Here is a 19,431-nt window from a genome sequence, read left to right as displayed (position 1 = left end):
CTCTCATGCCCAAACGCACTGATCTGCACTCAGTTCTCGTCATCGGTTCCGGTCCGATCGTGATCGGCCAGGCCGCAGAATTCGACTACTCCGGAACCCAGGCCATCCGGGTGCTGAAAGACGAAGGAATCCGGGTCATCCTGGTCAACTCCAACCCAGCGACCATCATGACTGACCCGCAATTGGCTGATGCCACCTACGTGGAACCCATCACCCCCGAAGTGGTCGCCAAAATCATTGCCGCCGAACGCCCCGACGCGGTGCTACCCACCTTGGGCGGACAGACCGCGCTGAACACCGCCATCGCGCTGGATCAAAACGGGGTGCTGGCCGAATATAACGTGGAACTGATCGGGGCCAATATTGACGCCATCGAGCTGGGCGAAAACCGTGAAGAATTCAAAGGCGTGGTGGAACGTTGCGGTGCCGAGTCCGCCCGCTCGCAGATTGTGCACTCCATGGACGAAGCCCTGGCAGCCGCCGAGCACCTGGGGTATCCCATGGTGGTGCGCCCCTCATTCACCATGGGCGGACTGGGCTCCGGGCTGGCCTATAACGAAGAAGACCTGCACCGCATTGCCGGTGCCGGCTTGCAGTACTCACCCACCAACGAGGTGCTACTGGAAGAATCCATCCTGGGCTGGAAAGAATTCGAATTCGAGATGATGCGTGACTCGGCCGATAACGTGGTCGCGGTCTGCTCGATTGAGAACTTCGACCCGGTCGGCGTACACACCGGTGACTCCATCACCGTCGCCCCCGCGCTGACCCTCACCGACCGCGAATTCCAAAAGATGCGCGATATCTCGATCGCCATCATCCGCGAGGTCGGAGTCGATACCGGTGGCTGTAACATCCAGTTTGCCGTCAACCCCACCAACGGCCGGATCGTGGTCATCGAGATGAACCCGCGCGTCTCCCGTTCCTCAGCGCTAGCCTCTAAGGCCACCGGGTACCCGATCGCTAAGATCGCCACCAAGCTCTCGCTGGGCTACACCCTGGACGAGATCCCCAACGACATCACCCAGAAGACCCCGGCAGCTTTTGAGCCGATGCTGGACTACGTTGTCGTGAAGGTCCCGCGGTTTGCCTTCGAGAAATTCCCGGCCGCCGACCCAACCCTGACCACCACGATGAAGGCCGTCGGCGAGGTGATGTCGCTGGGACGCAACTTCGCCGAAGCCCTGCAGAAGGCCCTGCGGTCTCTGGAACAGTCCGGGGCAGAACTGGACTTCACCGTGCCCGACGCGCACGAAGTTGCGGAGCTGATCGAGGCCGCCAAGACTCCCACCGTTGACCGCCTAGGCCAGGTCCAGCGCGCCCTGCTGGGTGGGGCCACCGTCGAGCAACTATATGAGGCCACCGGGATTGACCCGTGGTTCCTCGACCAGCTGGTGTTGCTCAACGAGGTGGCCGGCGAGGTCCGTCAGGCACCGGAACTGAACGAGTCCGTGTTGAGCCGGGCAAAACGCCACGGCTTCTCGGATGCCCAGATCGGCCAGCTACGCCACCTGGACCCGGCCGTGGTGCGCGGTGTCCGCCACGCACTCGGTATTCGTCCGGTGTATAAGACCGTCGACACCTGTGCCGGTGAATTCGAGGCCTACACGCCGTATCACTACTCCAGCTATGACGCCGAAACCGAAGTCGCCGACCACGAGCGTGCCTCGGTGATTATTCTGGGGTCAGGCCCGAACCGGATCGGTCAGGGTGTGGAATTCGACTACTCGTGTGTGCACGCCACCATGGCGCTAGAAGCCTCCGGGTACGACACGGTCATGGTCAACTGCAACCCGGAAACCGTCTCGACCGACTACGACATCTCCGACCGGCTCTACTTTGAGCCGCTGACCCTGGAGGACGTGTTGGAGATTATTCACGCCGAAGAAGCCTCCGGGGGAGTCGCCGGTGTGTTCGTGCAGCTGGGCGGTCAAACCCCGCTCAAGCTCGCCCAAGAACTCGCCGATGCTGGGGTGACCATTTTGGGCACCAGCCCGTATGCGATCAACCTGGCCGAAGACCGTGGCGCGTTCTCTCAGGTGCTGGATGAGGCCGGCCTGATCTCGCCGAAGAACGGCACCGCGGTGAGCTTCACCGACGCCAAGAAGGTCGCCGATGAGATCGGTTACCCGGTACTGGTCCGGCCCTCCTACGTACTGGGTGGACGCGGGATGGAAATCGTCTACGACGAGGCCTCGCTGTCCAGCTACATCGACAACGCCACCGAGATCACCCCCGAGCACCCGATGTTGGTCGATAAATTCCTTGACGACGCCATCGAAATTGACGTCGACGCGCTCTACGACGGCACCGAGATGTATCTGGGCGGGATCATGGAACACATCGAAGAGGCCGGTATTCACTCCGGTGACTCCGCCTGTGTGCTCCCACCGCGCACCCTGGCCCGTGACGTGCTGGAGCGGGTCAAAGATGCCACCGAAGCCATCGCCGAGGGTGTGGGCGTCCGTGGGCTGATCAATATCCAGTTCGCCCTGGCAGCCGATGTGCTGTATGTGATTGAGGCCAACCCCCGGGCCTCACGGACCGTGCCGTTTGTGTCCAAAGCCACCGGCGTGCAACTGGCCAAAGCCGCGGCATTGATCGGGGTGGGCAAGACCATCGCTGAGCTGAAAGCTCATGGTGATCTCCCCACCGCCTACGACGGCGCCTCGATGCCGATCAACGCTGCGGTGGCGGTCAAGGAAGCCGTGTTGCCCTTTACCCGGTTCCGTACTCCCGAAGGGCGCGTGGTGGATGCATTGTTGGGCCCGGAAATGCGTTCCACCGGTGAAGTGATGGGGATCGACCGATACTTCGACACCTCCTACGCCAAGGCCCAAACCGCAGCCGGAGGCCCATTGCCCACTCAGGGTCGGGTCTTCATCTCGGTGGCCAACCGCGATAAGCGCGGTGTCGTCCCGTATGCCAAGTCGCTGGTGGACATGGGCTTTACCCTGGTCTCCACCGGAGGCACCGCCGATGTGCTGGCCCGCAACGGCATCACCACCGAGGTGGTCGCCAAGATCACCGATCAGTCTGGTGATACAGATACTGGAGATGCCCGGGCCGAAACCATCTTGGACCAGATCGAAGACGGACGCGTAGATTTGGTGCTTAACACTCCCTCGGGGGGCAATGCTCGCGGTGATGGCTACGAGATCCGGGCGGCTGCCACCAGTCGTGGCATCCCGATCATTACCACCCTGGAATCCTTCGGGGCGGCCCTGCAGGCGATCGATGCCCAGCGCGAATTCGTCTGGGATGTCACCAGCCTGCAGGTCCACGATGAGAACCTGCACCGGGCGATCAACGAGAACTGAGCATCACCATGACAGACCCGTCCCAGACCACCCACACCACCCCTCCGGCAGCCCGCCAGCCGTTCGGACAACGGCTGGCCGCCACGATGGCCGAGCGCGGTCAGCTGTGTCTTGGCATCGACCCGCACCCAGAACTGATGCAGGATTGGGGGCTACCGGTCGATGTCAACGGAGTAGAGCATTTCAGTCGAACGGTGATCGAGGTCGCCCACGACTACACCAATGACCCACACCAAGCAGGTGGGGTGGCCGTGCTGAAACCCCAGGTAGCCTTCTACGAACGCTACGGTTCAGCCGGCTTCGCGGTGCTGGAAACGGTGTTGGCCGAAGCCCGCGAAGCGGGGATCCTCACCATCGCTGATGCCAAACGCGGAGATATCGGTTCCACCATGGCCGGTTACGCTAACGGATGGCTCGCCGACGGCTCCGCCTTGGCAGCCGATGCACTCACCCTCAGCCCGTATCTCGGCTACGAGTCACTCCGACCCGCTATTGAACTGGCCCGGCGCCATCACCGTGGCGTGTTCGTCTTGGGGCTGACCTCCAATCCCGAGGGAGCACAAGTTCAGCACCGGGGAGGGCCCGAAAACTCTGTCGCCCGGACAATTATTGATAGGGTAAGTCGTGACAACAAAAGTGAGATACGACATACTGGGGCGCCGGTCATGGGATCCGTTGGACTCGTTATTGGCGCCACAGTGGCCTCTCGGACTCGAGAGCTGGGGATTGACCTGTCGGATACCCAGGCACCGTTGCTCGCACCGGGTTTCGGCGCACAGGGAGCCGGGGTGGACGATGTGGTCACGGGTTTCGGTCGAGCCTGGCCCCAGGTGCTCGTGAATTCCTCTCGAGGGATTCTCCGGGCCGGTCCCCAGCGATCGGGCATCCAGGAGGCAATTGAGAACACGCTGTGTTCTTTAGCTAGGGTGCACATCGCCTAGGGTTTCACTCTGCTCTGTGGCGAGTTTCTGGACAGCGGGAACATTTGCCCCCGCCGAAGGATTGCACTGCCGATAAAACCACAGAGAGAGTGAGAGAAATGGTCTTGGAACAACTTAGTCCTGCTGAACGACAGGCCGCCCGAGAAAAAGCGCTGGAAGCTCGCACCGCCCGAGCAGAGCTGAAAGCTGCATTCGCCAATGGAGCGATCACGTTGGAAGATGTGTTCTCCATCGCCGATCTCGATGACGCCATTGGTCGGATGCGGTGCATCGACCTGCTCACGGCGTTGCGCAGTGTTGGAGAAGTGCGCGCTACCACGGTGATGGAAGCCTGTGTGATTTCACCCAAGCGCCGATTGCGTGGTCTTGGTCGTCGCCAGCGGGAAAAACTGATTGCCTGGCACAACGCGCGTCTTGCCGTAGAGTAAACCTTTCCCCGCGGTGATCGTGGCCACGTGCGGATCGCTAAGCTGGATAAGGTGGGATCAGGCCCCGCGGGACGTGACCAGTCCTGGCCGAGTCCTGAGATGACCGATGTATCCAGATCCGACGAGGTGACACTGTGGAGTCCGAACGCGCCGATCAGCCCGCTGACGAACAGCCTGTGGCCCCGCCGATGCCGGGTCCCCGTGCTTTTCAACCGCGTCCAGGCCAACCCGACCACCCGCAGGTCACGGTGCTGGCTGGCCCCACAGCGGTCGGTAAGGGCACGGTGTCAACATACATTGGGGATCACTACGCCAACGTGTGGTTGTCGGTATCGGCCACCACCCGGGCACCACGACCCGGAGAAGTGCATGGCAAACACTACTTCTTTGTCACCACCAAAGAGTTCCAGGACCTCATCGAGGCCGGCACGATGCTCGAATGGGCGGTGGTCCACGGCAAGAACATGTACGGAACCCGCAAAGATACCGTGGACGAAGCACTCCGATCCGGTCAGCACGTGCTCCTGGAGATCGATTTGCAAGGTGCCCGACAAATACGACAGACTATGCCTGAAGCACAATTCGTGTTTCTTGCCCCGCCGAGCTGGGATGAGCTGGTTCACCGCCTGACCGGTCGAGGGACCGAGTCACCCGAAGAACAGCAAAGACGGCTCGAAACAGCTAAACTAGAGCTTGCTGCCGAACCAGAATTTGATGCGGTCGTGGTCAATGACACCATCGAACAGGCTGCGGCAGAACTTGTGACCCTGATGGGCCTCGACCCGGGGAAACAAAAGCCCCGAGCATGTGGTGACACGCCCGTGACCAGGGTAGGACAAGACCCAACAAGCTAAACGACACTGAATGGTCTCCGCATGCTGCGGAGAGGTGACTGGAGAATTTGTGACTGAACAGTACGAAGGCATTACTAATCCGGCATTGGATTCCCTGCTGGAGAAGGTGGACTCCAAATACGCGCTGGTGCTCTTTGCCGCTCAGCGTGCCCGTCAGATCAACGCGTACTACTCGCAACTCCACGAAGGTCTTTTCGAATACGTCGGACCGCTGGTAGATACCAAGCTCAACGAGAAGCCGCTGTCGATTGCACTACGCGAGATCAACGACGACCAGCTGGAATACAAGCACGCCTCCGAGGTACAGCAGCCGGCTGAAGAAGAAGAGCTCGATGACTTCAGCGCCTTCGAGATCTCCGATGACGAAGATCCCTTCGCCCTGCCAGCTGATGAGGACGAGGTCATCCACAGCGAGTCCGAGGACAACGAAGACAACAAGTAGGGAACCTCTCATCGTCGATCCGGTGTGAGCGTGTAAGGGAGACCATTCGGTGCGCATCGTCCTAGGTGTCTGTGGAGGCATCGCCGCCTATAAGGCCGCGTTGTTGTTGCGGTTGATGACCGAATCGGGACATGAGGTCCACGTGGTCCCTACCCGCTCGGCACTGAACTTCGTCGGTGAAGCCACCTGGGAAGCCCTGAGCGGCAACCGGGTGCACACTGACACCTTTGAAGCCGTCGACGAGGTCAACCACGTACGTCAAGGCCGTCACGCCGACCTGGTCATCATCGCTCCGGCGACCGCAGATTTTCTGGCACGCACCGCCGCTGGTCTGGCACCGGACTTGCTGGGCAACATCATGCTCACCGCAACCGGCCCCATCCTGGTCGCCCCGGCGATGCACACCGAAATGTGGTTCAACCCCGCCACCCAGGCCAATGTGGCTACCCTGCGCGAGCGCGGAATCGAAGTGCTCAACCCAGACTCCGGACGACTCACCGGAACGGATACCGGTCAAGGCCGCTTTCCCGAACCAACTGCTATTTGGGACCACGCCCAAAACCTGGTATCTCCATCAGCCGGGGCGCTGGAAGGCAAACACCTGGTGATCTCGGCCGGCGGCACCCGGGAACCACTGGACCCCGTGCGTTACTTAGGTAACCGGTCTTCGGGTAAACAAGGCGTGGCCCTGGCCGTGCAAGCCGCCCGCGCGGGCGCTCAGGTCACGCTCATCGTGGCCGCCATGGACATTCCGGCTCCTCAGCACCCGCGCATCGAGGTCGTCGAGATTGAATCCACCCGTCAGTTGCTTGATGCGGTCCTGACCCACGGACGTGGCGCCGACGTGTTGATCATGGCCGCGGCTGTGGCGGACTTCCGGCCCCGCACGGTAGGAGAGTCCAAGATCAAAAAGACCGCCGAACAGCCCGTGCCGGTCATTGAACTCGAACTAACCGAAGACGTGCTGGCCACCACGGTACAAGCCCGCGATGACGGGGAGAACCTGCCGGGCCTGATCGTGGGCTTCGCCGCCGAAACCGGGGACGAACACGGCGACGTGCTGACCTACGGGCAACAAAAACTCGAGCGTAAAGGCTGTGAGATGCTCGTGGTCAACCAGGTTGGTGTTGGCAAAGTCTTCGGCCAAGACGACACCGAAGTCACCATCCTGTACGCCGACCACCGTGAGCCCGTCGCCGCAGTGGGAACCAAAGACCAGGTGGCTACAAAGATCATCTCTGCCGTGGCTGAGCAGCTGTCAGCCCGGCGGTCATGGGCCTGATCCCGACCCTGATGAAACGCCAGAGTCTTATCATGTCTGTGGTGGCTCTTAGCCTTTGAGAAGATCGGGCCAGCGACTGCCACAGTTGCTCGCGCTGATCACCCGTTGATCATTCACACCTCGTGTCGTGGCCTCTCGGTTTCGACCTGCGGTGAGCGCTCACAGACAGGACAACCCATCATGGCGCAGTATTATCCACCCACCCAACCACCTGCTCATTTCCGCAACCCCCTTCCGGACCAGACTCCTCCCCAGCAGTCTCAGCCCAAACGTCCCTGGTACAAGCTCAAACGAACGTGGTTGATCGCTGGTGGACTGGGGCTCTGCGTTCTGATCGGAGGCCTCGCAGCTGGAACGGAGCAACCCGAGGCAGAACCCATGGCTGCCACAACCACCGAGGACACGACGCCGGAGGTCAAAACACCGACGCCAACGGACACCGAACCAGCCCTCGACACTGATCTCGAGGCCGATATTGCCTTGGAGTCTGAAGGCCAGGAGGCATCCGACGTGCCACTCGAGGCCGCGTCTGAGGCACCTACTGCTAACGTGAGCCCGACTGAAGAAGAAAACCCAGTGAGCGAGGCGGAGGCGAACGCGGTCAGAGCAGCAGAATCGTATCTTTCGTACTCGGGATTCTCCCGATCTGGACTCATTGATCAGCTCATCTTCGAAGGATTCACCGAGAAAGAAGCCACCGCTGCGGTTGACAGCCTGACGGTCGATTGGGGTGCACAGGCGGGCAGATCAGCCGAAAGCTATCTGAGCACCATGGCGTTCTCGGAGTCTGGTCTGATTGAGCAACTGGAATTCGAAGGGTTCTCCACTGCGGATGCTACTGCCGCCGTGGGGCAAATGACGGTTGACTGGAATGAGCAAGCTGCCCAAAAAGCAGAGAGCTATGTATCCATGTCCGGTTTCTCCCGGTCTGGACTCATCGACCAGCTGAAGTTCGAGGGATTCTCTGATTCCCAGGCGGCCTATGGAGCTGACTCAGTCGGTCTGTGAACCGTCACGCCGACCAGATCATGACCACCAGGGCCTGATCTTTTGCCAGGATGATTAGCCAGCGGACAGAAGATCAGGCCTGTGGTGTGTCTGCAAGCATGTCAGCGACAATGTACCGGTCGGTTAGTGGCGACCACACTAGAATAATCACCCAGAAGTGATCTAGGGCACTCTCATAAAGGAGAACGGACCGCCATGACCGCTCTACAACCCGCGTACGTCTACGACGCAGTGCGCACCCCCTTCGGCAAAATCGGCGGGGGACTGGCGGCCGTGCGTCCGGATGACCTAGCCGCTCACGTGATCGGCGAGCTCGTCAAACGGGCGCCGAATTTGCCCAATGAACTCTCTGAAGCCGACCAGATCGACGAAGTGATCTTTGGCAATGCCAACGGGGCTGGAGAAGACAACCGCAATGTTGCGCGCATGGCCACGCTCCTGGCTGGGCTCCCAGTATCCATTCCCGGTACCACGGTCAACCGCCTGTGCGGTTCCAGCCTGGATGCAGCGATGGTCGCCTCCCGCCAGGTCGAGGTCGGTGATGCCGATCTGATCCTCACCGGTGGGGTGGAGTCCATGTCGCGAGCGCCCTGGGTGTTGCCGAAAACCGATCGCCCGTTCCCGATGTATAACCTGCAGCTATCCAATACCGCGCTGGGTTGGCGACTGATTAACGACAACATGCCGGCTGAATGGACGGTCTCGCTAGGGGAGGCCACCGAGCAGTTGCGTGAGAAATTCGGGATCACTCGCGAACGGATGGATGACTACGCGGCCCGTTCCCACCAGCTGGCGGCCACCGCCTGGGACAACGGCACCTACGACAACCTGGTCTCCCCGGTTGTCGGCACCGAGCTACACCGGGACGAAACCATCCGCCCAGAATGTACCCCGGAAACTCTGGCCGGGCTACGCACGGTGTTCCGGAAAGACCACGGCACCGTGACCGCTGGTAACGCCTCGCCCATGAACGACGGAGCAGCCACGGTGTGGATTGGATCCGGCAAGGCCTCCGAGATTCTGGGGCTGGAACCCCTCGTGCGCATTGCCGGACGCGCAGCCTCCGCTAATGAGCCCCAGTTCTTCGGGTATGCGCCCGTGGAAGCCACCAACCGTGCTATTGCTCGGGCGGGAATTACCTGGGACGACATCGCAGCGGTGGAGCTCAACGAGGCCTTTGCCGCCCAAACCCTGGTCTGTTTGGACGCCTGGGGTGTGGACCAGGGGATTGTCAATACCTGGGGTGGAGCCATCGCGCTGGGTCACCCGTTGGGTGCCTCCGGGGCTCGCGTGCTAGGGACCCTGGCTCGACGACTGCACGAATCCGGAGACCGCTGGGGTGTGGCGTGCCTGTGCATTGGAGTCGGTCAAGGTCTGGCCGTGGTCGTGGAGAACATCAACGCACACTAAGAGGTTCCGGAAGCGACTCTGGGCGCTGGCCGGGTTGCGAGCAAGATAACAGCTCGTGACTTCTGGACTGCAGGTGCTCAGCGCTGAGCGGTAGAATGGCGAACCGTGACAGCTCAGCATTCTTCTCAGAACACCACCGGTTCCGGCTACGCCCATTACGAGGGCGTGGGCTCGGGCGAGTTGCGTCTGTTCACCTCAGAATCGGTGACCAGCGGACACCCCGACAAGATCTGTGACCAGATTTCGGATGCCATCCTGGACTCCTTATTGGCCCAGGACCCCAACGCTAAGGTCGCGGTGGAAACGCTGACCACGACCGGGCTGGTGCAGGTTGCTGGGGAGGTGCGCACCTCCGCTTACGTGGAGATCCCCGAAATTGTGCGCAATACGATTCTGGGCATCGGCTATGATTCCTCGGCCAATGGGTTCGACGGCGCAACCTGTGGTGTCAATATCTCCATCGGACAGCAGTCCTCGGATATCCACTCGGGCGTGTCCCGCTCCCTGGAGGCCCGCGACGGCTCAGTCGACCAGATTGATCTGCAAGGAGCAGGCGACCAGGGCATCATGTTCGGCTACGCCACCAACGAGACCCCGGTCTACATGCCGGCCCCGGCCTATTTAGCCCACCGACTCTCGGAACGACTGACCACGGTGCGGAACCTGGAATCCACCCCGATGTCCTACTTGCTACCGGATGGCAAAACCCAGGTCACCGTCGGCTATGACCAGAACCACCGACCGGTGACCGTGGAAACCGTGGTGGTCTCCACCCAACACACCTCGGACGTGTCCCAAGAGACGGTCCGTGCTGATGTGATCAAGCACGTCATCAATCCGGTACTGGCCAGTTCCGATCTGGACTACTCGAACGCTGATTACATTATCAATCCCGGTGGACCCTTCGTGATTGGTGGTCCAGTCGGGGACGCCGGATTGACCGGTCGCAAAATCATTGTCGACACCTACGGTGGGATGGCCCGCCACGGTGGTGGCGCCTTCTCCGGTAAGGATCCCTCTAAGGTGGACCGCTCGGCGGCCTATGCGATGCGCTGGGTGGCCAAGAATGTGGTGGCCGCCGGGTTGGCTGACCGGGCCGAATTCCAGGTGGCATACGCACTAGGCAAGGCCCGCCCCGTTGGTCTGTACGTGGACACCTTTGGGACCGAAAAGATCTCCCACGAGCAGATCATTGCCGCGGTGAATCAGGTCTTCGACCTGCGTCCGGCCGCCATTATCTCCAGCCTGAAATTGTTGCGTCCGATCTACGCCAAGACCGCCACCAACGGCCACTTCGGGCGGGAAGATCCCGACTTCACCTGGGAACGCCTCGATCAGGTGGAGGCATTGCGCGCGGCTGTAGGCTGGTGACGTGCCACCCACCGATGCGCTCTTTGACCTACCTGTCCCAGAGCCATCCCTGCCACCACATCCCACCGGCTGGCCCGACCGGCCCGTGGCAAAGGTCTTGCTGGAATCCCCGGTCCCGCATTTAGACCGGCTATTCGACTACCTGATTCCGCCCGAACTGGATGCCCCGGCGCAACCGGGGGTGAAAGTCAAAGTCCGGTTCGGTCACCAGACCATGGCCGGCTGGCTGGTCGAGCGCACCGACACCATCTCCACCCGGGCTACCCTGACTCCGATTCGCACCGTGGTCTCGGCCCTGCCCGTGCTGACCGAGGATATCTACCGGTTGGCCACCACCGTGGCCGCCGACTACGCCGGCACGGTTGCTGATGTTCTCCGGGCTGCCATCCCACCGCGAGTGGCAAAACTCGAACGCCAATGGGCCCAGGACCACGGCACTGTGCGGGAACCGGTCTGGCCCGAACACCCCGAGCAGACTGACCAGGAATCGCCGACCGTGGACTGGACGGTGTTTCCCGGCTGGGAAGGGCTCTTTGCAGAACCCAGCCCCGAAGACACTGCGACGAGCTTTGCGCTGAGTCTTCCCTCCAGCTTCGGCGCCTGGGACTCGATGGCGTTGCTCGCCGATGCCGCCGCCCGGACCCTGGCACGGCAGCAGAGCAGCATCCTGGTGGTGCCGGACCTCAAAGACCTCGATCGGCTCGAGCGACGTGTCGCCGACCGGGTGGGGCAGCATCACTATGCCCGGTTGGACTCCCGACAAGGGCCCACCCAGCGCTACCGGTCATTCCTGCAGATTCTGGCCGGCCACCGGCACGTGGTGATTGGCACCCGGTCGGCCATCTGGGCCCCGGTGCATCAGCTGGGGCTGGTGGCGGTGTATCAGGACGCCGACGATCAGCTCACCGAACCCCGAGCACCCTACCACCAGGTCGCCCACGTCGCCCGGCGTCGTACCGGTGCCACGGCCGAGACGACTGCACCGGCACGGCTGTTGCTGGTCTCGCCCTCCCGCAGTACCGCGACCCAATACCTGGTTGAGACCGGCCAGGCCCGAGACATCAGCCCGGAGCGCCACACCCGCCATCGATTAGCCCCGCGGGTAGTCTCCACCGCCGACAGTTTTCATGCCAGACGCGACCACATGGGGCCCCATGCACGACTACCCGGTCTGGCCTGGCAAGCCGCCCGCGAGGGACTAGACGGTACCCGCACCCAGGGCGTAGGTGGTCCGGTGTTAGTCCAGGTGCATCGGGCCGGATTTATCCCCGGGGTGTTTTGTACCCGGTGTCATGCCCCGGCCCGGTGTCCGAACTGTACCGGTCCGCTGAGCTTCACCGACCGGATGGCGGCCGCCAGTGGCGAACTGGCCTGCCGATGGTGCGGAGCCCGGCACCGCGACTACCGATGCATCAACTGCGGCAACTCCCGACTGCGGGCCGGCGCTCGGGGCGTGGACCGCACCGCTGACGAGCTGGGCCGGGCCTTCCCGCAGGTGCCGGTGATTTCCTCCTCGGCCGACCACATGGTCGCCAGCATCACCGACGAGCCCGCCCTGGTGGTGGCCACCCCCGGCTCGGAGCCGGTGGCCCCCGGCGGATACGCCACCGCGCTCTTGCTGGACGGGGACGCGCAGCTACAACGAGAGGGACTGATGGTTCCAGAGACGGTGATGAGCCACTGGATGCAAGCCGCCACGCTGGTGCGTTCGGCATCCGATGGGGGACTGGTGGTCGTCACCGCAACCCACCAAGAGATCGTAGGAGCCCTGGTGCGGATGAACCCGGTCAGTTTCGCCTCCCGCACCCTGGCCGACCGGGCCGAGCTGGGGTTTCCGCCGATCACTCAGGTGGCCGAGGTGACCGGCACCAGTGCAGAGGTGCACAAATTTATTGCCGGCGTGCAGTTGCCTTATCGTGCCGAACAGTCCCCGTGGATTGGGCCCACCCCGGTGGAGGCCACGGTGGAAGCTACCGAGGAACCCCGGTGGCGGGCTCTGCTGTTCTACCCGCACCGGGTGGCCAGCACCGTCCAGGCCGCTTTGCGGGCTCAAAAGGCGGTGCTGTCTGCCGAACGCTCGGCCACCAGCGTGAAAGTTCGCATTGGGGGAGTGCGCGAGCTCTAAGCCACCTCACTCATCCAGTCGGTCAGCAACCTGCCGATGGCCGGGGCCTGTTCGTAGTGCATCAAATGCCCGGTCTCGGCAATGACCTCCAACCGCACGTGAGACGAGGGACCAAACCGTGTGGCCAACACCCGCTGGTCATCCACCGAGGCCAGCGGGTCTTTCCCACCGGCAATCAGCAACACCGGGACCGTGATGTCCGGAGCCGCCTCGGCGACGGTGGTGGAGATGGAGGCCTGATAGGCCTGTAACAGGCTGTGGGGAGTGTCGAACTCCGAGAAGTACTGCTGGTGTTGGTCGTGGGTGTAGGCCAGGATACGACGGTCGTCGGTCTCTGACATCACAGCACCGGTGGCCCACACCATCGGACTGGCTGATAGCGCCCACCGGCCCAACCCGGAGGGCAGGCTCGCACAGGCCCGATAGAAGCCAGCCGTGACTGCGGTCCCGACGCGCTCAAACCAGGAGCCATCGGTTGCTAAAGCTGGGCGGGCAATGGGATTCAGCAATGCCAGCCTGCGCCAACTTGATGAACGAGACGTGGCGGTTGCGGCCGCGTAGCTGGCCACAATCGAACCAAAAGAGTGCCCCACCAGCCACGGGGAGGTGCTCAGGCCCAACGCCTCGGGTAGCTGATTAATGAGCGCAGCGAAGTCCTCCGACCGGTGCGGAGCGGTGGGAAGGGCGGGGGATGCCCCGAAACCGGGTAGGTCCGGGATATATATCTCGTGGTCGGCTAAGGCGTCGGCTACCAACTGGAGCCCGTGGTGGTCGCCACGGAACCCGTGGACCATCACCACCGGATCGGGACGGTGAGCAGTACTGGTTTGGGTGGTGCCTGTTGCCGGACGGTAGTGGTAGAGAACCGTGGGGGTGGGCTCCCCGGAGACCGGGTCGGCCAGCCACAGAAGACGGCGTTCGGGAAAGCGCATCGGTAACCCGGTGAAGGTCGCGGTATCACGCACCGGGGTGGGCGGACAGAGCTGGTCGCGGAAGCGAATGCGGGTCGGGGAGTTGGTGAACACCCTTTCAGCCTAGTGTGAGATGGGCTACTGAACGGTTAGGGTGAGGAACTATGGCGGAATCTGTGGTGATGAGTCTCGATATTGGAACAACCTCCTCGCGGGTGGTGATTTATGCGGCCGACGGCACCCAGGTGGCTCTCGCGCAACGGGAACACCGCCAGTACTTCCCTCACCCTGGCTGGGTGGAACACGATGCCGGAGAGATCTGGCAGAACATCCGGGAACTGATGGCCCTGTGCTTAGCGCGTAGCCGGTATACCGCTTCGAATATTGTCGCCATCGGGATGACCAATCAGCGCGAAACCACCGTGGCCTGGGACGTGCAGACAGGACGTCCGGTCCACCGGGCCATTGTCTGGCAGGATACCCGCACCGACGAGATGGTCGCCCGACTGGCCGAGCGCTCGCCACGGGTCCGAGAACTATCCGGTCTTCCGGTGGCCTCCTATTTCTCGGGGCTGAAAATGCGGTGGCTATGGGACCACGTCCCCGAAGTCAGCCAGCTGGCTGCAGAAGGTCGATTGTTGTTCGGCACCATCGACTCCTGGATTTTGTGGAACCTCACCGGCCGGAGTACCCATGCCACCGACATCACCAACGCCTCCCGTACGTTGCTGATGAACCTCACCGAGGGTGACTGGGACCGGGAACTCATCGAGCTGTTGGGCTTGCCAGTGGAGGAGACCCTGGCGGCCCTGCCGAGTATCAAACCCTGTTCCGGCCACTTCGGCACCGTGGCGGATGGGTCGGGATTAACCGGCATCCCCATCACCGGCATATTGGGCGACCAGCAGGCCGCAGCTTTCGGCCAGGGGATCTTCCACTCCGGACAGGTCAAAAACACCTATGGCACCGGATGCTTCGTGCTTCACAACACCGGTACCGAGCTCGTGCGGTCCTCGCACGGACTGATTACCACCGTGGCGTACCACCTGCAGGGAGACGACGTGCACTACGCGCTGGAAGGCTCGGTGGCTCAAGCCGGCTCGGTGGTGCAATGGTTACGCGACCAAATTGGGCTGATTCAGACCTCGGAAGAGATCGAGGAACTAGCCGCCACCGTAGCAGACAACGGTGGTGTGTACTTTGTGCCGGCGTTCTCCGGGCTGTTCGCGCCCTACTGGCGCTCGGACGCCCGTGGCACCATGATTGGCCTAACCAGCTACGCCACCGCCGGACATATTGCGCGTGCGGTGCTGGAAGCCACCGCCTTCCAAACCAGCGATGTGCTGGTCGCCGTCAGTGAAGACACCGGCATCGATGGTCCCGAGGTGCTACGGGTTGATGGGGGAATGACCGTCAACCACGATCTGATGCAGTTCCAAGCCGACCTGTTGCAAATCCCGGTTCAGCGGGCCTCGGATATTGAAACCACCGCCCGTGGGGCTGCCTTTGCTGCCGGCCTCGGTGGGGGCTTGTGGACCGACCATCACGAGGTTTCCTCGCTGTGCCAGCCCGGACACGAGTGGACTCCCAACATGAGCGAATCAGACCGTCAGCGTCTCCTGGCCGGCTGGGCTCAAGCCATTGAACACACTATTGGGTGGAACCCTACGAAAGAGTAGATTTGTGGAGCCATTCGGATACTCCCGAGTCGTCTCGTTCCGTCCCGTCATCGCACGGCACGGAAAGCTCTGAATCCTCACCGGAGAAGAGCTCTGTTCCCGGCGCTGGAAGTGATCACCCTGAACAGACTGAAGAGTCTGACCAGGAGGTCTCAGGTGAAGGTAGCCTGGCTTCGACCGGTTTGGCTACCTTCTCAGCCGTCGTCGCCAGCACGAACCCCTAGCCCCTCACGACACCGACCCCACAGCGGTGGATGCTCCGTGATGGTATTCACGAGCCGTTCACTGCTGTGGGGTCTTTGTGACTGACGTCGGCGTAGCATGGTCTCATGTTCACCGTGACAGCTCTCGATGGTCTGGCACCTGAGGCACCGTGCGATGCCCTTGAGGTGACCGTGGAGCTTCGCATAGCGCCGACAACCCAGGCCACCTACATCAAGGCCACAGCCGCTCAACCGACGGCCGACACCCTGGTTGTCAGGGCAGCTGGTGACAGTAGCGACAGGACCGCTACCGCCTCCACCTCTGAGGCACCTCGTGACCTAGGTATACAGCTCAGGGCAGGCCTAGAAGAGCTCGAGTCACTGGCTGGTGCGCGGATTGCACTGGGAACCACCCTGGGTCAAGTGGAATTTGACAAAACAGTAGCCACCGGCCAGCTCGTGGTCACCGCCGAACACCCCGGACTAATCACCGTCGGGGATGTCATTCGACCCATTCCTGTCGGAGTCAGCTTCGCCCAACGCCATGGGATGTTCCCCCGCATGCCGGACGGCCTCGCCGATGCCTGGTCGGGCTCTGCCGAGAATGCCCGATTTGCCCCACGCTATGAGGTGCGACTCGAAGGGCTCTGGGAGGCGGGCCTGGTTGCCGGCTTGCACCCTGAGGTACAGTGGGCAGGCTCCGAGGACGGAGAAGTGCTGGAGCTATCGCTTCCGGGGGAAGCTGGGCAACGCGTCTTTTTGATTGATCTGGAAGAACCCAACAGCCAAGAAGAGATCGATGCTGTCCAGGATCTGGACGCATGGATGACTGAGATCCGTGCGGAACTGACCGAGGACCTACACTAGACTAATGACGTTATGGCCCCGTGCCACCAGCTCACCGGCTCACCCGCGGTGAGCCCAACCCCACCACCCACCTTTCGAACAGGAATCCAGTGACTGACTCGACTTCACCAGCCCCCGATCACCACGAGACGGACTACGATTTCCGGACCCTGGAGAAACGCTGGGGGACCTACTGGACCGAGCACCGCACTTTCGCTCCTGCTGATGATGGCAGCCAGGAACGACGCTACGTCCTGGATATGTTCCCGTACCCGTCCGGGGACCTGCACATGGGCCACGCCGAGGCCTTCGCGATGGGGGATGTGGTCTCCCGGTATTGGATGCTCAAAGGCTACGATGTGCTCCACCCGATCGGATGGGACTCTTTCGGTCTGCCGGCCGAAAACGCCGCGATTAAGCGCAATAGCCACCCGGCGGAATGGACCTACCAGAACATCGAAACCCAGAAGGCATCCTTCCAGCGCTACGCCATCTCGGTGGACTGGGACACCGAGCTGCACACCTCAGACCCGGAATACTACCGCTGGACCCAGTGGCTGTTCCTGCAGTTCTACAAGCACGGGCTGGCCTACCGGAAAAACTCCCCGGTGAACTGGTGCCCGAAAGATCAGACCGTGTTGGCCAATGAGCAGGTCGTCGACGGCGCCTGCGAGCGGTGTGGCACCCAGGTGACCAAAAAGAGCCTGAACCAGTGGTACTTCAAGATCACCGACTATGCCGACCGCCTGCTCGACGACATGGAAGCCCTGGAAGGCAAGTGGCCGGACCGGGTGTTGGCCATGCAACGCAACTGGATTGGTCGCTCCACCGGGGCGAATGTGAACTTCCAGATCGAAGACGGCCCGGAGATCGAAATCTATACCACCCGTGCCGACACGCTCTACGGTGCCACGTTCATGGTGGTGGCCGCCGACGCTGAGCTGGCCGGTGAACTCGTCGATGACGAGCACCGCGCCGAATTGGAGGCCTACCAGGAAGAGCTGAAGAAAGTTTCCGATATTGAGCGTCAGGCCACCGACCGGGACAAGACCGGCGTGTTTTTGGGGCGCTACGCCATCAACCCGCTGTCCGGAGAACGCATCCCGGTCTGGGCCTCGGACTATGTGCTCTCGGACTACGGCACCGGGGCGATTATGGCCGTGCCCGCTCACGACCAGCGCGATATGGACTTCGCCGTCGCCATCGGCCTACCGGTGCGCCAGGTAGTCGACAACGGAGAAGACAACCCCGAAGAGACCAAGGTCGCCACCGTCGCTCACGGCACCCTGGTCAACTCCGGAGAACTCACCGGCCTGGACTCTACCGCAGCCCAGGCCAAAGCCATTGAGTCGCTGGAGGCCCGAGGAACCGGACGGGCTGCGGTGAATTACCGGTTGCGCGATTGGTTGCTATCGCGGCAGCGGTTCTGGGGCGCCTGCATCCCGATCATTCACTGCCCGGACTGCGGTGAAGTCCCGGTGCCCGAAGACCAGCTTCCGGTCCGCCAGCCCGAGAACCTCACGGGTGAACAGCTGGCCCCGAAGGGCACCTCGCCACTAGCGGCCGCTACCGAATGGGTCAACGTCGACTGCCCGAACTGTGGCGGTGCCGCACAACGAGATACCGACACCATGGACACCTTCGTGGACTCCTCCTGGTACTACATCCGGTATGCCTCCCCGAACGTGGACACCGCCTGCTGGGACCGGGACGCCGTGGACCGCTGGCTACCGGTTGACCAATATGTCGGCGGTGTGGAGCACGCGATCTTGCACCTGCTGTACTCCCGGTTCTTCACCAAGGCCCTCTACGACATGGGGCTGGTCTCCTTCGTGGAACCGTTCTCCCGGTTGCTCAACCAGGGGCAGGTTCTCAACCAGGGCAAGGCGATGTCCAAGTCTCTCGGTAATGGTGTGGACCTGGGTGAACAGCTCGACACCTTCGGTGTCGATGCCGTACGACTCACCATGGTTTTTGCCTCCCCGCCGGAAGACGATATCGACTGGGCCCAGGTGTCCCCGCAGTCGTCGCTGAAGTTCCTCGCCCGGGCCTGGCGGTTGGCCCGCGACATCAACGAATCCGGTGCGCCAGTCGGTACCGACCCCTCCACCGGAACCGTCTCGCTCCGCCAGAAGACACACAAAACCGTCGATGAGGCCGACACTCTATTGGATGACCACAAGTTCAACGTGGTGGTCGCCCGGTGCATGGAGTTGGTCAATACGGTCCGGAAAACCGTGGATTCCAGCGAGCAAGGAATCGCCGACCCGGCCGTGCGTGAGGCCGTGGAAGTCCTGGCCCAGCTACTGTCCCTGGTAGCCCCCTATACCGCCGAAGACATGTGGGCGCTGTTGGGCCACGAGCCGTCGGTGTCCCGGTCGTTTTGGCCCACCGTCGACCCCGAGCTATTGGTGGAAGACAGCATCACCGCCGTGGTGCAAGTCAAAGGCAAACTGCGCGATAAGTTCGAGGTCCCGACCTCGATTACCGCCGAGGAGCTGGAAGCCAAAGCCCTGGCCTCAGAGAAAGTCCAGAAATTCCTCGACGGCGCCGAGATTCGCAAGATCATCGTCAAGGAACCCAAACTGGTCAATATCGTGACCGGCTAGGA

At 62.0% G+C, this 19,431-nt stretch carries 14 protein-coding genes; 13 read left to right on the top strand and 1 reads right to left on the bottom strand.

From position 1 onward, the window contains the following. The first annotated feature begins 5 nt into the window (after positions 1-5). The 10 genes from carB to DYI20_RS05190 all read left to right on the top strand — a co-directional run bounded on the left by carB (position 6) and on the right by DYI20_RS05190 (position 13,181). A complete protein-coding gene (gene carB, locus DYI20_RS05235) occupies positions 6-3,320 on the top strand; it encodes a carbamoyl-phosphate synthase large subunit (protein ID WP_110100512.1) in 3,315 nt (1,104 codons plus the stop codon). Between the two features lie 8 nt (positions 3,321-3,328). Then, a complete protein-coding gene (pyrF, locus tag DYI20_RS05230) occupies positions 3,329-4,261 on the top strand; it encodes an orotidine-5'-phosphate decarboxylase (protein ID WP_110100513.1) in 933 nt (310 codons plus the stop codon). 98 nt (positions 4,262-4,359) lie between these two features. Next, positions 4,360-4,689 carry an integration host factor, actinobacterial type gene (mihF, locus tag DYI20_RS05225; protein ID WP_110100514.1) on the top strand — a complete coding sequence of 110 codons (330 nt, stop codon included), beginning with the start codon at positions 4,360-4,362 and terminating at the stop codon, positions 4,687-4,689. A gap of 188 nt (positions 4,690-4,877) precedes the next feature. Then, positions 4,878-5,543, top strand: a complete 666-nt coding sequence (gmk, locus tag DYI20_RS05220; RefSeq protein ID WP_122549057.1) for a guanylate kinase — start codon at positions 4,878-4,880, stop codon at positions 5,541-5,543. A gap of 49 nt (positions 5,544-5,592) precedes the next feature. Then, positions 5,593-5,985 (top strand): DNA-directed RNA polymerase subunit omega, encoded by a 393-nt coding sequence (gene rpoZ, locus DYI20_RS05215; RefSeq protein WP_110100515.1) that lies wholly within the window; start codon positions 5,593-5,595, stop codon positions 5,983-5,985. A gap of 49 nt (positions 5,986-6,034) precedes the next feature. Further along, entirely contained in the window at positions 6,035-7,267 is a 1,233-nt protein-coding gene (gene coaBC / locus DYI20_RS05210) for a bifunctional phosphopantothenoylcysteine decarboxylase/phosphopantothenate--cysteine ligase CoaBC (RefSeq protein ID WP_110100516.1), read from the top strand. A gap of 180 nt (positions 7,268-7,447) precedes the next feature. Beyond that, positions 7,448-8,275, top strand: coding sequence for an Ltp family lipoprotein (locus DYI20_RS05205; RefSeq protein WP_110100517.1), 828 nt, complete (start codon positions 7,448-7,450; stop codon positions 8,273-8,275). Between the two features lie 195 nt (positions 8,276-8,470). Further along, on the top strand, positions 8,471-9,685 hold the full coding sequence (locus tag DYI20_RS05200; protein ID WP_110100518.1) for a thiolase family protein: 1,215 nt from the start codon (positions 8,471-8,473) through the stop codon (positions 9,683-9,685). Positions 9,686-9,850: 165 nt separating this feature from the next. After that, positions 9,851-11,056 (top strand): methionine adenosyltransferase, encoded by a 1,206-nt coding sequence (metK, locus tag DYI20_RS05195; protein ID WP_110098517.1) that lies wholly within the window; start codon positions 9,851-9,853, stop codon positions 11,054-11,056. A 1-nt stretch (position 11,057) separates the two neighbouring features. Further along, complete coding sequence (locus tag DYI20_RS05190; RefSeq protein WP_233487863.1) at positions 11,058-13,181, top strand: primosomal protein N' family DNA-binding protein; 2,124 nt, start codon at positions 11,058-11,060, stop codon at positions 13,179-13,181. On the opposite strand, the gene DYI20_RS05185 is transcribed toward DYI20_RS05190, so the two are convergent. After that, on the bottom strand, positions 13,178-14,206 hold the full coding sequence (locus DYI20_RS05185; RefSeq protein WP_110100519.1) for an alpha/beta fold hydrolase: 1,029 nt from the start codon (positions 14,204-14,206) through the stop codon (positions 13,178-13,180). The two genes, DYI20_RS05190 and DYI20_RS05185, sit on opposite strands and share 4 nt — an antisense overlap. Positions 14,207-14,256: 50 nt before the next feature. Between DYI20_RS05185 and glpK the strand changes: the two genes are divergently transcribed. The 3 genes from glpK (at position 14,257) to leuS (ending at position 19,429) form a co-directional block, all read left to right on the top strand. After that, positions 14,257-15,771: a glycerol kinase GlpK gene (glpK, locus tag DYI20_RS05180; protein ID WP_122549008.1), complete on the top strand. Its 1,515-nt coding sequence runs from the start codon at positions 14,257-14,259 to the stop codon at positions 15,769-15,771. A 329-nt stretch (positions 15,772-16,100) separates the two neighbouring features. Further along, positions 16,101-16,841, top strand: a complete 741-nt coding sequence (locus DYI20_RS05175) for a hypothetical protein (RefSeq protein WP_110100521.1) — start codon at positions 16,101-16,103, stop codon at positions 16,839-16,841. Positions 16,842-16,930: 89 nt separating this feature from the next. After that, positions 16,931-19,429: a leucine--tRNA ligase gene (leuS, locus tag DYI20_RS05170; RefSeq protein ID WP_122549007.1), complete on the top strand. Its 2,499-nt coding sequence runs from the start codon at positions 16,931-16,933 to the stop codon at positions 19,427-19,429. The last annotated feature ends 2 nt before the right edge of the window (positions 19,430-19,431 follow it).

The sequence above is a fragment of the Auritidibacter ignavus genome (assembly GCF_003703835.1).
Taxonomy (GTDB): domain Bacteria; phylum Actinomycetota; class Actinomycetes; order Actinomycetales; family Micrococcaceae; genus Auritidibacter; species Auritidibacter ignavus.
The sequence above is the reverse complement of the archived record's forward strand: the minus strand, read 5'-3'. Positions and strand labels throughout refer to the sequence as shown.

What these genes read in the sequence shown, in the direction of transcription:
- carB (WP_110100512.1), top strand. Translation starts at nt 6, where the DNA reads ATGCCCAAACGCACTGATCTGCACTCAGTTCTCGTCATCGGTTCCGGT.
- pyrF (WP_110100513.1), top strand. Translation starts at nt 3,329, where the DNA reads ATGACAGACCCGTCCCAGACCACCCACACCACCCCTCCGGCAGCCCGC.
- mihF (WP_110100514.1), top strand. Translation starts at nt 4,360, where the DNA reads ATGGTCTTGGAACAACTTAGTCCTGCTGAACGACAGGCCGCCCGAGAA.
- gmk (WP_122549057.1), top strand. Translation starts at nt 4,878, where the DNA reads ATGCCGGGTCCCCGTGCTTTTCAACCGCGTCCAGGCCAACCCGACCAC.
- DYI20_RS05205 (WP_110100517.1), top strand. Translation starts at nt 7,448, where the DNA reads ATGGCGCAGTATTATCCACCCACCCAACCACCTGCTCATTTCCGCAAC.
- DYI20_RS05200 (WP_110100518.1), top strand. Translation starts at nt 8,471, where the DNA reads ATGACCGCTCTACAACCCGCGTACGTCTACGACGCAGTGCGCACCCCC.
- glpK (WP_122549008.1), top strand. Translation starts at nt 14,257, where the DNA reads ATGGCGGAATCTGTGGTGATGAGTCTCGATATTGGAACAACCTCCTCG.
- DYI20_RS05175 (WP_110100521.1), top strand. Translation starts at nt 16,101, where the DNA reads ATGTTCACCGTGACAGCTCTCGATGGTCTGGCACCTGAGGCACCGTGC.